Raw genomic sequence first — 12,737 nt, 5'->3', positions numbered from 1 at the left:
CACAGCTCCTTACTGAGATGCTCAGTTAGCATAGCTAAGATGGCCACTGTCAAGGCCGGTGCAAAGCGAGAGAAGCATGACGCCGCCAAAGGCCACGCCATCGAAATCGGCCGCGTCCCCCGGCGGGACCACGGCGCTGTCGTCAGCGGATGTGCTGCGCAGCGAACAGGCCTACGAACAGCTGAAGAGCGATATCGTCGCTTGCGTCCTGTTGCCCGGTGAAGCGTTGACCGAAAAGCAGATCGAGGCGCGCTACGGCATCAAGAAGGCGACGATCCGTTCGGCTCTGGCCCGTCTCATGCAGGAAGGCCTAGTCCGGAGCGAGCCGCGCCGCGGCTATGTCATTACGACGCTGACCTTGCGCGACGTCAACGAGATCTTCGATGTCCGCAGCCTGATCGAGCCGGAAGTGTTCCGGGTTGCCACCACCGATATCACCGAGCGCGGACTGGACGAGATCAGGTTCGTAGCCAGAAAGGTGCTGAAGCCCGAGACGCTGCGCAGTCCGGTTGCCTTCTTCGCCGCCGATCGTGCCTTTCGCCTGGCGATTGTCGAGCTTTCCGGTAATTTGCGGCTGGCACGGCTTCTCAGCCAGATCCTCGACCAGTCGGAACGGGCGCTCCATCTCGGCTTCAAGTCGCGCGATTTCATGCCGCTGATCATCGAGCAGCAGAAGCAATTGCTGCAGGCCTGCGAAAAGAGCGACGTCCCCGGCATCGTCAAACTTGCCCGATCGCAGTGCCTGACGCTGAAGCACCAGCTGATCGGCGCGTTGCTTGGCGGCGCCAAGCTGCGCGACGTCAACCTTCAGGATTTCGTCTGAAGCCGGCCAGTAAGCCTCAGGCGCCTTCGACCAGCACGATCTCACCGTCGGCGACCTTCTGGCGGATGGCGACCGCGCGCTGATACTCCGGCGAGTGGTAGCAGTCATGCGCCGCGGCGAGCGACTCGAATTCGATGATGACGTTGCGCGCACGTCCTGGCCCTTCGGCCTTTTCATGCTCGCCGCCGCGCGCCAGGAACTTCGCGCCGAACCGCTCGAAGACGGGTTTGGCGGCGGCGACATAGTCCTTGTAGCCTTCGGCATCGCGCACATCGACACGAGCGACCCAGTATCCCTTTGGCATTGTTCTTCTCCGAGTTTCTATCTGGGCGTCAGGCCGAGCGCATTTCATCAAGGATGGCTTGCGCAGCCTCGCGTCGATTGGCCGCCGCAACGATCGGGCGGGCGACGACGAGGTGGCTGGCGCCGTTGCGGATCGCTTGCGCCGGCGTCACCACGCGTTTCTGGTCGCCATGGTCGCTGCCTGCCGGCCGGATGCCGGGCGTCACCACCGCCATGTCGGGGCCGACGATGCGGCGCACCGCTTCGGCCTCCGCCGCCGAGCAGACAATGCCGCCCATGCCGGCATGCAGAGCCTGTTCCGAGCGCCTGAGCACGAGCGTGTGCGGGTCATACTCATAGCCGACATCGATCATGTCCTGCTCGTCCATCGAGGTCAGCACGCTGACGGCAAGCAGGCAAAGCTCGCTGCCCCTGGCCGCTTCCACCGCCGCCTTCATCGCCTTCGGATAGGCGTGGATGGTCAGCATGGTCATGCCCATCTTGACGATGTTCTCGACGCCCTTGGCCACCGTGTGGTCGATGTCGAGCAGCTTCATATCGAGGAAGATCTTTGTCCCGCCGCTGGCCAGTTCCCTGGCGAAGTCCAATCCGCCGGCAAAGGCCAGCTGATAGCCGATCTTGTAGAAGGAGACGACGCCGTCGAGTTCGCGCACCGCCTGCTCGGCCTCTTTCACGGTCGGCACGTCGAGGCCGACGATCAGTCTTTCCTTCATGGAGTGGGCCTGCATGGATTGGGTGTGCATGGTTGCGGCGATCACGCCTCGATCCGCGTCGACAGCATGCGCGAGGTTTCGATCAGTGTGCGGCATAGGTGCTCCATCGATTTGTACAGTCTTTCGTCACGAAAATTGCCGCCTTCGTCAAAGGCGTCGCCGCCGTCCGGCACCGAGCATTCCGGCGTCACCACCTCCATCTGGCAGCGCACCAGCACGGCGCGCAGATGGTTGATGCAGCGTATGCCGGCGAAGTGGCCGTTGGAGGACGAGCACAGGCCGGCAACCTTGCCGGCAAGCGGCCTGACCGTCCGGCCGCCATCCCGGCGCACCCGGCTCACCCAGTCGATCGTGTTCTTGAGCAGCGGCGGGATCGAGCCGTTATATTCGGGCGTGGCGATCAGCAGCCCGTCATGGGCGATGATCAGCCGCGCGAGCTTCTGGGCGTTTTCGGGGACACCCTTCTCCTTCTCCAGATCCTCGTCGAGGATCGGCAAGGGATAGTCGGCGAGCGAAATGCGGGTCACCTCGGCGCCTTGCACCGCAAGTTCCTTCTGCGCCACGTCGGCGGTCCTGCCGCTATAGGCGCCGCTGCGCACCGAGCCGGCGAAGACGAGGATTTTCGGGATCACTGCCATTGGCCACCCTTGTTCCCGGACAGGTACAGCCAAGGGGCGCTCAAATCAACGCGCCGCAGCCGAAAAATCGAAAGGCTCTCCAGGCCAGCAGCGAGGCGGTTGGCTGCGCTGTTGATTGTGTTGGCATAGACACGCGAGGCCCGACGCTCCTGCCGCTCTGCCTGGCTGTCACGCCCGGGAACAGACGTGCGGCGACCGCGCCAGACGTCAGGAGCATCAGGGTGCAGAACTCCGCGACCTTTCCCCACACCGTCTCATAGGCCGAGCGTTCGGTCTCCAGATCCGACGGGCGCGAGAGTATGTCGTGCGCGCGGGAATCGGTCATTGAGTGCTCCGCTTCTGTGATGTGACAATACTGGAGTCGTCAAATACTGTTGGCTGTCACCAACCAAGGGGAGGAATAGAATGGTTGATCAAGACGTAAGAGATCAGATGGCTCAAGCTAGGGCAGAGATGCAGGCTGCATCAGCAAAAAGGGCTGCCGACGCCGCCCACGATGCCAAAGTCCTCCAAGATGAAAAGGAACTGCAAGATGAGCATAAAGTTGGCGCCGCGACCGATTTAGAGAAACAGATAGAGGATCAGCTAGGCGCAGATCAGAAGGAGCGTGACGTGCAACGGGCAGCAGACGCCGCCGCCACCAAACAGCAGGCAGACGCCGATGCTGCCGCTGCTAAGGAGCAAGAAAAACAAGATGAAGAAGATTTAGATGACGATTGAGAGTTGCTGCGTACCCTGAGGGAATTTACGGATTCCTCTTCAGTCGGGGCGCCAAGCGCCGCCAGATGGCCCAGGCACGGCCGGCACGACCACGGAATGTCCTCTTCATCGCGCCCATGGTCAGACGCCCAACAGCACGCGTTTCTGGCCGACGATGTCAGTGGGCGCCAGATCGGTCTTCACCGTGCCAGCTGTACCTTGCTGCTGATTGAGCGCAGCACGTGCCGCATCCTCACGCGCCTTGACGTCTTCGTCCTTGATGGTCGGTGTCGGTGGCAACGGCTTCAGCTCAGGCGGTTTCTGAAATAGGCACATGATTCCATGTCTCGATCAGCTGAAGGGTGATCCCATCCGAAGTCGAGAGCATCGAGACGTGGCCAGAAGCGAGGCAGCTTGAAGGGATCACAACCGACATGCTCCTCCGCAATCGGGAAGATGCGGCAAGAGCCCAGTACCGGGATGCCTTTGGCGCGCGCCTCACGCTCATGCTCGGGATAGGCGGCGATGATCTCGGCACGTTGCTCGGGCGTGTAGTGCTCCGCATCGTCGATGGTCATGAAAGTGACGTGCCGGCTCATCTGTTTTTAAACCCGTAACGCTTGCTATCATTTTCCCAGTCTGATTACGTTCCGTGGCTCAAACACGGGGAGGTATGAAGATGTCGACATCTAGTGCGAAGGTTTATGCCCATCGAGTACAAAGCACGAACGACACAAATGAAAAGCTCGATTTGGTCGCCAAAGCAATTTATCAGCTTGCTCAATCGATAGCCGACATCGAACAAAAGGTTCGACAGATCAAATAGACTATTTCAACTCACCCCCTCACCATGCTGTTGACCTGGTTGGATGTGAGGAACATCAGCACCACTTCTGACATGCCGAGCAGCGGCGTGAAGGTGATCATGGTGATGCCGCCGGTTGCATTCGTACGGGTCAGGCCCTCGCTGTAGATATCAGGCGGTGGCTCTTCGTCGAACCACACGCCGTCCAGCGTTGACCCCTGCCATTTCTCACGACCCTTTCATAGGACTTGAAACCGAGGATGGATCGACCGGCCTCCTTTGACGAGCTATTTCAGAAGCCGTCAAATTGGATTAAGCTTTCTGATGCTGTTCAATTAAAAGAGGGGGATTTATCCGATGGCGGCGATTCTAAAATACTTCAGCCCTGAGCAAGTCGAAGCTTTTCTAAAGTTTGGACCCACCGGTTTTGCCGCGCTGATGTTGATCTTGGCGGCAATTGGGATGGTGAGAGAACCATCAAAGATCAAGGCGCTTTTACTGGCCTTCTTCATGGTCGTAGGGGCATTTTGTTTCGTCGTAGCAGTATGGGCTTCGCGGCCACCGGCACCGCCCCCGGGACCGGGACCAGGCATTACAGCAGAACAGGTTGCTACGTTAGAGGGTGTACTTAAAGTAGACGGAACCGCACTTGAAGAAGTGAAACAGGCAAGCGCGTTGGGGCTTGCTGGATGCAGGGGAGGCAGCAGCGGAGTACCGCTTTTCCATGCTAGTGAATTCTCTACTTCTATCGCAGCACTCACTGGAGACCTTTCGCAGATACGCGGTCAGGTTCAACAGGCACTGAACGGACCAAGAACGTAGCGCGCCGACGAAGAGCGCCTAACAGTCTTTTCGATCACGTGGCGCAGGCAGCACGGCACAAGCGTCGCGGTCTGAGAGGGCGCAAGGTCAATGGGGAGTATCGTGAAAGAAGCTACGTCGTTTCTCGCTGATTTGGCGGCCGTCGCGACCGCTGTCGTCGCCATATGGGCTTGGGCCCGATATCTATGGAACACAAAACGAAGGCAGCGGAGACTGGAAGAGTACCTCGAGGGAGAGCAATCCCAAGGAGGAAATCAGGGGATGCGAACTATCCTCCATCTCATGTCCAACTTGGCGATGACAGAGGAGCAAATCTACACAGCTGCGTTTGCCAGCAAGAAAGTGACGGCTGTGCCCCTCCCCGATGGCAGAGGGTTCGCGAAGGATATCCTGTTCTTATACCAAGAGCCCAAGCCAGGCCGGTACTCGCCGAGATAGAAGTTCCACGCCTAATCTCTGTTCATTGCTCGGCTACCGCCAAGAATGATGGTTGCGTGCCGGGTCGACATATGACGTCTCCTTGATCGGGGCTAATTGAGATGCGAGTACGTTCGGCTGAACGTCGAGCAGCGGGGAACTAAAGCGAATGTCGACAAGAATATTCCGCAGGTCGGCGGGGAAGATGATGATTGGCTTTTTGCTTCAGGCGGAACGGCTATATGGGTCGCGGGACGCGAACTGGAGATTGGAGGGCATCCAGGTCCATGATCTCGGTCCGCGTCTCTGGTTTCCTGTTGTTGGGGAAAACAGGATTGAAATCGAGGTCTCACCCTCGGCAACCGATGACCCCGATATTGCGGCGTTTCAGATTGCGCACGAAGTCATCCACCTCCTGGCGCCGATTCAGGCCGAAGTGGGAGCCGAATTTATGCCGGCCTCTGCTTTGGAAGAAGGGTTGGCTGTGCACTTCAGCCTGTGCGCGCCTCGCTACTCTAGCGCGGCTAAAGCTATTCAGCTGGAAACGACTCTGCCGGACACCTATCGCGCAGCTCTCGCTCTCTACAGGTCACTAGAGGGCATTTGCCCTGACGCTGTGCGGCATCTGCGATCCATCCGCCCAAACTTTTTCGATATGGATGAAGTATTTCTCCAAACGGAACTGACCATCCCTGCCAGCTTGGCGAGGGCCCTGGTGCAATCTAACCGAATGCGTTGAGTTCCGCTCAGCAAAAGCGAAAGCCGCCCGCTCAGATCCGAAGCGGCTTTAAAATTGTAGCGGTTGATTCGGCCGCCGACCCAACTCGATGATTCACGGCTACGATGACTCGCGTTATGAGGCGGCACGGCCCAGAACCGATTTGAGGGCAAACGGCTGAAGGGTGTGCCGAGATTCAGGTCAGGTCGAGTCGAAAATGGCTCCCCCGAGTACCGGAGCGGAGCGTACTTTTCGTACGTGAGCACCGGAAGCGCAGGGAGCCGCCATTTGCAGACCGGCCTCACCTGAATATCGGCACACCCTAATGCGCTTCGCGGCGATAGATCCACAGCTGCGTCGGCGGGATGTTGCGGAAGATGAAATCGAAATGCTTGACCGTGTAGTCGCCACGGCCGGCCGGGATCGGCGACAGCGGGCCATAGGTCAGCTGCACGATCGGCCGGCCCGCAGGGATGCGGTCGAGCAGGCTTTCGATGTAGGCAATGCGCTGGGCGACGGGGAAATTGAGCAGCGGCACGCCGGAGACGACGGAATCGAAGATCATCCCGCTTCTCTCGCCAAGCGTGGCGTTGAGGTTGAAGGCATCGCCCTCAATGACGTTGACGCCGGGATAGAGCTGGCGCAAATGGCGCACGAAATCCGTGTTGTATTCGACGGCATAGAGGTTTTCGGGCCGCACACCCTGAGCCAGGATGGCACGCGTGATGACGCCTGTGCCCGGACCGACCTCGAGCACCGGCAGGCCGGACCTGGGATTGACGATCGAGGCCATCTTGCGCGCGGTGATCGAACTGGTCGGAACAATCGAGCCGACCGTCTTCGGCTTGTCGATCCAGCCCTTGAAGAACTTGAGCTCGTCGTCGAACTTTTCGGCAAGCGCCTTCCGCAGTCCGGGACCACGTGTCATGCAAGCTCTCCTCAGCACTCCCCTCAGGTTACTTAACACCTGAGCAGCGCAAGGCAAGGCACGACCCTGCCGATGTCGTGGATAAGATAGATTTGGTCGCGTCCCGGGATGCGGCGCGTTTCATCTGATCACGCGCCATTCCTGCTCTGTCAGCGTTCGCCGAAGGATTCGAAGAAATCCTTCATGCGGGCGAAAAACCCGCTCGATTGGGGCGAATTGTCCTGCGAGGAGAGCTGTTCGAACTCTTCCAGCAATTCGCGCTGGCGCCGGGTAAGGTTCTGCGGCGTCTCGACCGCGGTCTGGATGTAGAGGTCGCCGACATTGGGCTGGCGCAGCACCGGCATGCCCTTGCCCTTGAGGCGGAACTGGCGCCCGTTCTGCGTGCCTTCGGTCACCTTCACCTTGGTCTGCGTGCCGTCCAGCGTCGTCACCTCGAAGGAGCCGCCAAGCGCTGCCGTCGTCATCGAGATCGGCACCTTGCAGTAGAGATCGGCACCATCGCGCTGGAAGAATTCGTGCGGCTTCACCGCCAGGAAAATATAGAGGTCGCCCGAAGGCCCGCCGCGCAGGCCGGCCTCGCCCTCATTGGCAAGGCGGATGCGGGTGCCGTCCTCGATGCCGGCCGGAATGTTGACCGACAGCGAACGCTCTTCGGTGACGCGGCCCTGGCCGGCACATTTCGGGCACGGATCCTTGATCGTCTGGCCGCGGCCCTGGCACTGCGGGCAGGTCCGCTCGATCGAAAAGAAACCCTGCGTGGCGCGCACCTTGCCGTGGCCGTTGCACATCGAGCAGGTCACCGGCTGGGTGCCCGGCTTGGCGCCGCTACCCGAACATTCCGAGCACGAGATCGAAGCCGGGACGCGGATCTGCGCGGTTTTGCCGGCAAAAGCCTCTTCCAGCGAGATTTCCATATTGTAGCGCAGGTCGGCGCCGCGCTCGCGGCCGCCGGAAGAGCGGCGCTGGCGCCCACCCATCATGTCGCCGAAAATATCCTCGAAGATGTCGGCGAAGCCGCCGGCGCCAAAGCCTTGCGCGCCGCCATTCATGCCGCCCTGTTCGAAGGCGGCGTGGCCGAAACGGTCATAGGCCGCGCGCTTCTGCGGATCCTTCAGCGTCTCGTAGGCTTCGTTGATTTCCTTGAACTTGTGCTCGCAGGAATGATCGCCGGGATTGCGGTCGGGATGGAACTGCATGGCGAGCTTGCGGAAAGCGCTCTTGAGCTCCTTCTCGTCGGCGCCCTTCTGCACGCCCAGCGTTTCGTAGAAATCAGCTTTCATTTTTTCCCGCTGTCCGGATGCTCAACGTCTTGATGCATTGTTGCGTCGTTTGCCGGCACGTCGTCTCGATTTAGGATCGGTGCCGCCCGGATGCCAGTGCTGGCGTGCGTCTGTCCGGGTTTTTCTGTCGTTTTTTCAGGAAGGTCCCGCATTTTTTCAGCAAGGGTTGCAAAAAAGCCCGGCTTTATGCCGGGCTTTCCGCTTTATCTTGCCGTCAGGCGGCTCAGGCCGACTTCTTCTTGTCGTCGTCCTCGTCGATTTCCTCGAAATCGGCGTCCACCACGTCGGAGTCCTTGGCGGCGTCCGCCTTGGCGTCGGCTTCCGCCGCTTCCTTCTGCGAGGCCTCGTACATGGCCTGGCCAAGCTTCATCGAAGCTTCGGCAAGCACCTGGCTCTTGGCCTCGATGTCGGCCGCGTCGTCGCCCTCGGCAGCGGTCTTCAGGGCCGCGATCGCATCGGAAATCGCCGTGCGCTCGGCTTCCGAGACCTTGTCGCCATATTCCTTCAGCGACTTCTCGGAAGAATGCACCAGCGCCTCGGCCTGGTTGCGGGCCTCGACCACGGCACGCCGCTTCTTGTCGCTCTCGGCATTGGCTTCGGCGTCCTTGACCATCTTCTCGATGTCGGCGTCCGAAAGGCCGCCCGAGGCCTGGATGCGGATCTGGTGCTCCTTGCCGGTGCCCTTGTCCTTGGCCGAAACGTTGACGATGCCGTTGGCGTCGATGTCGAACGTGACCTCGATCTGCGGCACGCCGCGCGGGGCCGGCGGAATGCCGACCAGGTCGAACTGGCCGAGCGCCTTGTTGTCGGCGGCCATTTCACGCTCGCCCTGGAAGACGCGGATGGTCACGGCCGACTGACTGTCCTCAGCGGTCGAGAACACCTGGCTCTTCTTGGTCGGGATCGTCGTGTTGCGTTCGATCAGGCGGGTGAACACGCCACCCAGCGTCTCGATGCCAAGCGACAGCGGCGTCACGTCGAGCAGCAGCACGTCCTTGACGTCGCCCTGCAGCACGCCCGCCTGGATGGCGGCGCCGAGAGCGACGACCTCATCCGGGTTGACGCCCTTGTGTGGCTCCTTGCCGAAGAACTGCTTCACGATCTCCTGGATCTTGGGCATGCGGGTCATGCCGCCGACCAGGACCACTTCGTCTATCTCGCCGGCCTTCAGGCCGGCATCCTTGAGCGCCGCCTTGCAGGGCTCGATGGTGCGCTGGACGAGGTCGTCGACCAGCTGCTCGAACTTGGCGCGCGTCAGCTTCAGCGTCAGGTGCTTCGGGCCGGTCGCGTCGGCGGTGATGAAGGGCAGGTTGATTTCGGTCTGCGTCGTCGACGACAGCTCGATCTTGGCCTTTTCAGCCGCCTCCTTGAGGCGCTGCAGGGCAAGCTTGTCGTTCTTCAGGTCGATGCCCTGTTCCTTCTTGAACTCGGTCGCCAGATATTCGACCAGGCGCATGTCGAAATCCTCGCCGCCGAGGAAGGTGTCGCCATTGGTCGACTTCACCTCGAACACGCCGTCGCCGATTTCGAGCACCGAAATGTCGAACGTGCCGCCGCCAAGGTCATAGACGGCAATGGTCTTGCCTTCCTTCTTGTCGAGGCCGTAAGCGAGCGCGGCAGCGGTCGGCTCGTTGATGATGCGCAGCACTTCCAGGCCGGCGATCTTGCCGGCATCCTTGGTTGCCTGACGCTGGGCGTCGTTGAAATAGGCCGGAACGGTGATAACCGCCTTCTCGACCTTCTCGCCGAGATAGGCTTCCGCCGTTTCCTTCATCTTCTGCAGGATCATGGCCGAGATCTGGCTGGGCGACTGCTTCTTGCCGCCGGCTTCGACCCAGGCATCGCCATTGTCGCCCTTGACGATCTTGTAGGGGACAAGCTTCTTGTCCTTCTCCGTCACCGGATCGTCATAGCGGCGGCCGATCAGGCGCTTGACCGCGAAGATGGTGTTTTCAGGATTGGTGACCGCCTGGCGCTTGGCCGGCTGGCCGACGAGACGTTCGCCGTCGCCCGAGATGGCGACGATGGAAGGCGTCGTGCGCGCGCCTTCCGCATTCTCGATCACCTTCGGTTCCTTGCCATCCATGATGGCGATGCAGGAGTTTGTGGTGCCGAGATCGATACCGATTACTTTTGCCATTTTTCTAGTCTCTCCGCTAAGCAGGCTTTCAGGACCCGTAAAGGCGTTCCAACGAAAGCCCCTGTTCATAAGAAATCCCGTTCGGCAACTGGTGTTCCGCCGCCGCACGGCTTGGCGCGTATATAAGAACAGGCGGCATCGGGCGCAAGCATTCTGCGCAAGGCTTCCATGAACCTTTCCACCTCCGTGCGCGACTGACGTCCAGGTGCCGCATGGTGCGGCCCGGAAAGGAAGCCCCCCATGACCAGCAACCCAGAGACTCCCAGGTCTCCGGGAACAACAGGAGCTCGGCGCGACCACCGCCTTCGGGACGGGGTCGATGCGCTGGGCTTTCTCTTGATTCCGTTGACCCTGCGGAAGACCAAGCGTATCGTGACTGTGAGGAAAGCAGACAATTCGATCAGGGAAGAACGAGCCGGACCGCCGCGCCCTGCCCTGATTTGCGCGGCAGCCCCGGACGTTTCTCCCCTGGACTACGGGGGTAGTGTCATGTCTCGCATCCGCGGCTCGTTCGCATCGTCTCTCTATGGCTATTTGCGCCGCACCGCTTATGCCGGTGGCGGATTGCTGGCCCTGGCACTTGCCGCCGGCCTTTGGCCTAGCGGCACCGCCCAGGCGCAGGAAACCCAGATCATCTATCCTGGCTCGATGGCGGTCACCGGCTTTCCCGGGACCGTCATTCCCAATCTGGATGAGGGCCTGCCGCCCGGAGTCGACCCGGTCGACGAGACCTTCATCGACACCACGCGCGCCACCTTGCGCGTTTTCGACGTTTCGCATCTCGGCGGCCCGGCCTCGGGCCAGCTCGTCTTCACGCCGCCGCCTTTCGAGGTCACGGCCGGCCAGATCGGCGAAGTGTTCGGCCTCACCTATGATGACGGCGTGCGCGACGGCGTGCCGTCGGGCATTCCCAACCTTTATGCCGCCGCCACCTCGCTGCACGGCATAGAAATCGTCACGCCAGACGCCGACAGTGATGGCAGGCCGGAGCGGCAGCGCCGCGGCACATCAGGCGCCACCTTCATGGAAGGCCAGTTCGGCACCGAAAACGGCGGCGGGCCGGGCACCATCTGGAAGATCGACGGCATCACTGGCCAGGTCGCCAAATTCGCCGACATCGACACCAACAGCGGTCCCGGCATCGGCAATATCACCTTCGATCCCAACCACCGCCAGTTCTTCGCCTCCGACCTCGACACCGGCTTGATTCATCGCATCGACGCCAACGGCGGATTGATCGACACGTTCGATCATGGTGTCGCCGGGCGCCCGGCGCACGGGCTGGCTCCGGTCGCCGACGACGGCGCGGTGATGGACATACAAGGTGCCGCTTTCGACACGGAAGATCCCGAGACCTGGGGCTACACCCAGGACGACCGACGCGTCTGGGCGGTTTCCTATCATGGCGGCCGGCTCTATTATTCGGTCGGCGAAAAGTCTGAGATCTGGTCGGTGGGTATTGCCCGCGACGGCACCTTTGCCGGCGACCCGCGCTGGGAACTGACGGTCAAGGCCGACAAGGATTACGCCGTCACCGACATCGCCTTCGACAACAGCGGCTTCATGTATCTGGCCCAGCGCGGCCCGGTCGAAAACCGCTATGATTACAGCCGCTTCGCCGATTCCGGCAAGGGCGAGGTCATCCGCTATTTCAGAGAAAACCCGGACGATCCGGCAACGGAATCGGTCTGGGTGGAGACGCCGCAGGAATATGCGGTCGGTTTCCCGCAAGGCAACAGGCAGTCGGCCGGCGGTCTCGACCTGCAATATGGCTATGACGCCGACGGCAATCTCGACACTTCGGTCTGTACCCAGACGCTGGTCAACACCGGCGACAAATTGCGCGACAATCCAAAGCTTGCCGAGCAGCTCGCCGCCGGCGGGCCGCTCGCCGTGCATGGCGTGCAGATCACGCCCAAGGACCTGGTCAAGCCGGCCAATTTGCCACCCTTCGGCTCGTGGTTCGTTGATTTCGACGGCTATTTCGAAGATCCGGAAGTGGAAGGCCATGTCGGCGACGTCGCCGTCTGGCATCCCTGCGAGGGTCGTGCCGGTTATTATGAAGAAATCCCGGGCGGCTATCTGCCACCCTTCTATCCGCCGGACTTCCCACCGCCCGGCAATCTGCCTCCCTGTCTCGATGTCGACGACGTCCAGTATTACTGCACGCCTTCGGGCCTCGAGGCTGATCTCTATCTCCATGACCATGCCGGCTTCGGCGGCGATTCGATCAAGGCCCAGTCCAGGACGCCAGGCGTCGGGGTGACCTCACCCATGTCGCATGCGCCGGGCAAGCCGTACACGATCAACATCACCGGCCATTATCCGGGCGACAGAGTGGATGTTGGACTTTGCTTCTACAGGAAGTCCGACAAGGACAAGGGTGGCTACTACCCTTGCTGCAAGATGACCTTGCCGCTCCGCACCCCAGCCGTCAGCTGCGAACGTTGA

15 protein-coding genes are annotated in these 12,737 nt (G+C 60.9%); 5 read left to right on the top strand and 10 right to left on the bottom strand.

The features are described from left to right. Positions 1-76: 76 nt before the first annotated feature. Entirely contained in the window at positions 77-823 is a 747-nt protein-coding gene (locus AC1DX4_RS03330; protein ID WP_477218943.1) for a GntR family transcriptional regulator, read from the top strand. A 16-nt stretch (positions 824-839) separates the two neighbouring features. Here AC1DX4_RS03330 and AC1DX4_RS03325 read toward each other — a convergent pair whose 3' ends face one another. From AC1DX4_RS03325 to AC1DX4_RS03310, 4 genes are read right to left on the bottom strand one after another with little or no spacing between them, the layout of a single operon-like run. Then, positions 840-1,127, bottom strand: a complete 288-nt coding sequence (locus AC1DX4_RS03325; protein WP_477218942.1) for a DUF1330 domain-containing protein — start codon at positions 1,125-1,127, stop codon at positions 840-842. Between the two features lie 28 nt (positions 1,128-1,155). Next, the gene (pyrF, locus tag AC1DX4_RS03320; RefSeq protein WP_477219115.1) at positions 1,156-1,869 is read right to left on the bottom strand and encodes an orotidine-5'-phosphate decarboxylase; all 714 of its coding nucleotides are present in this window, start codon (positions 1,867-1,869) and stop codon (positions 1,156-1,158) included. Positions 1,870-1,880: 11 nt separating this feature from the next. Beyond that, positions 1,881-2,477, bottom strand: a complete 597-nt coding sequence (locus tag AC1DX4_RS03315) for an NADPH-dependent FMN reductase (protein WP_477218941.1) — start codon at positions 2,475-2,477, stop codon at positions 1,881-1,883. A 40-nt stretch (positions 2,478-2,517) separates the two neighbouring features. Next, positions 2,518-2,802: a hypothetical protein gene (locus tag AC1DX4_RS03310; RefSeq protein WP_477218940.1), complete on the bottom strand. Its 285-nt coding sequence runs from the start codon at positions 2,800-2,802 to the stop codon at positions 2,518-2,520. A gap of 80 nt (positions 2,803-2,882) precedes the next feature. Here AC1DX4_RS03310 and AC1DX4_RS03305 point away from each other — a divergent pair, with 80 nt between their 5' ends. Then, positions 2,883-3,197 carry a hypothetical protein gene (locus AC1DX4_RS03305; protein WP_477218939.1) on the top strand — a complete coding sequence of 105 codons (315 nt, stop codon included), beginning with the start codon at positions 2,883-2,885 and terminating at the stop codon, positions 3,195-3,197. Between the two features lie 120 nt (positions 3,198-3,317). Here AC1DX4_RS03305 and AC1DX4_RS03300 read toward each other — a convergent pair whose 3' ends face one another. From AC1DX4_RS03300 to AC1DX4_RS03290, 3 genes are all read right to left on the bottom strand, one after another. Then, positions 3,318-3,476, bottom strand: coding sequence for a hypothetical protein (locus tag AC1DX4_RS03300; RefSeq protein WP_477218938.1), 159 nt, complete (start codon positions 3,474-3,476; stop codon positions 3,318-3,320). Between the two features lie 5 nt (positions 3,477-3,481). Beyond that, positions 3,482-3,754: a terminase large subunit domain-containing protein gene (locus AC1DX4_RS03295; RefSeq protein WP_477218937.1), complete on the bottom strand. Its 273-nt coding sequence runs from the start codon at positions 3,752-3,754 to the stop codon at positions 3,482-3,484. 259 nt (positions 3,755-4,013) lie between these two features. Then, on the bottom strand, positions 4,014-4,181 hold the full coding sequence (locus tag AC1DX4_RS03290) for a hypothetical protein (RefSeq protein WP_477218936.1): 168 nt from the start codon (positions 4,179-4,181) through the stop codon (positions 4,014-4,016). Positions 4,182-4,338: 157 nt separating this feature from the next. Here AC1DX4_RS03290 and AC1DX4_RS03285 point away from each other — a divergent pair, with 157 nt between their 5' ends. Beyond that, the gene (locus AC1DX4_RS03285) at positions 4,339-4,803 is read left to right on the top strand and encodes a hypothetical protein (RefSeq protein WP_477218935.1); all 465 of its coding nucleotides are present in this window, start codon (positions 4,339-4,341) and stop codon (positions 4,801-4,803) included. Positions 4,804-5,425: 622 nt separating this feature from the next. Beyond that, on the top strand, positions 5,426-5,959 hold the full coding sequence (locus tag AC1DX4_RS03280; RefSeq protein WP_477218934.1) for a hypothetical protein: 534 nt from the start codon (positions 5,426-5,428) through the stop codon (positions 5,957-5,959). Positions 5,960-6,260: 301 nt separating this feature from the next. Here the strand turns inward: AC1DX4_RS03280 and pmtA are convergent, their stop codons facing one another. The 3 genes from pmtA to dnaK form a co-directional block, all read right to left on the bottom strand. Then, a complete protein-coding gene (gene pmtA, locus AC1DX4_RS03275; RefSeq protein WP_477218933.1) occupies positions 6,261-6,866 on the bottom strand; it encodes a phospholipid N-methyltransferase PmtA in 606 nt (201 codons plus the stop codon). A 149-nt stretch (positions 6,867-7,015) separates the two neighbouring features. After that, positions 7,016-8,146 (bottom strand): molecular chaperone DnaJ, encoded by a 1,131-nt coding sequence (gene dnaJ, locus AC1DX4_RS03270; RefSeq protein ID WP_172221511.1) that lies wholly within the window; start codon positions 8,144-8,146, stop codon positions 7,016-7,018. Between the two features lie 223 nt (positions 8,147-8,369). Next, complete coding sequence (dnaK, locus tag AC1DX4_RS03265) at positions 8,370-10,286, bottom strand: molecular chaperone DnaK (protein ID WP_477218932.1); 1,917 nt, start codon at positions 10,284-10,286, stop codon at positions 8,370-8,372. Between the two features lie 489 nt (positions 10,287-10,775). Between dnaK and AC1DX4_RS03260 the strand changes: the two genes are divergently transcribed. Further along, positions 10,776-12,737 carry an NHL repeat-containing protein gene (locus AC1DX4_RS03260; protein WP_477218931.1) on the top strand — a complete coding sequence of 654 codons (1,962 nt, stop codon included), beginning with the start codon at positions 10,776-10,778 and terminating at the stop codon, positions 12,735-12,737.

The sequence above is a fragment of the Mesorhizobium sp. P3_A8 genome (genome assembly GCF_056402995.1).
This window is presented reverse-complemented; position numbering and strand designations above follow the sequence as displayed.

Bases quoted from the DNA above. Each gene is read 5' to 3' on its own strand.
- AC1DX4_RS03330 (WP_477218943.1), top strand. From the start codon at position 77: ATGACGCCGCCAAAGGCCACGCCATCGAAATCGGCCGCGTCCCCCGGC.
- AC1DX4_RS03325 (WP_477218942.1), bottom strand. From the start codon at position 1,127: ATGCCAAAGGGATACTGGGTCGCTCGTGTCGATGTGCGCGATGCCGAA.
- pyrF (WP_477219115.1), bottom strand. From the start codon at position 1,869: ATGCACACCCAATCCATGCAGGCCCACTCCATGAAGGAAAGACTGATC.
- AC1DX4_RS03315 (WP_477218941.1), bottom strand. From the start codon at position 2,477: ATGGCAGTGATCCCGAAAATCCTCGTCTTCGCCGGCTCGGTGCGCAGC.
- AC1DX4_RS03310 (WP_477218940.1), bottom strand. From the start codon at position 2,802: ATGACCGATTCCCGCGCGCACGACATACTCTCGCGCCCGTCGGATCTG.
- AC1DX4_RS03305 (WP_477218939.1), top strand. From the start codon at position 2,883: ATGGTTGATCAAGACGTAAGAGATCAGATGGCTCAAGCTAGGGCAGAG.
- AC1DX4_RS03295 (WP_477218937.1), bottom strand. From the start codon at position 3,754: ATGACCATCGACGATGCGGAGCACTACACGCCCGAGCAACGTGCCGAG.
- AC1DX4_RS03285 (WP_477218935.1), top strand. From the start codon at position 4,339: ATGGCGGCGATTCTAAAATACTTCAGCCCTGAGCAAGTCGAAGCTTTT.
- AC1DX4_RS03280 (WP_477218934.1), top strand. From the start codon at position 5,426: ATGATGATTGGCTTTTTGCTTCAGGCGGAACGGCTATATGGGTCGCGG.
- pmtA (WP_477218933.1), bottom strand. From the start codon at position 6,866: ATGACACGTGGTCCCGGACTGCGGAAGGCGCTTGCCGAAAAGTTCGAC.
- dnaJ (WP_172221511.1), bottom strand. From the start codon at position 8,146: ATGAAAGCTGATTTCTACGAAACGCTGGGCGTGCAGAAGGGCGCCGAC.
- dnaK (WP_477218932.1), bottom strand. From the start codon at position 10,286: ATGGCAAAAGTAATCGGTATCGATCTCGGCACCACAAACTCCTGCATC.
- AC1DX4_RS03260 (WP_477218931.1), top strand. From the start codon at position 10,776: ATGTCTCGCATCCGCGGCTCGTTCGCATCGTCTCTCTATGGCTATTTG.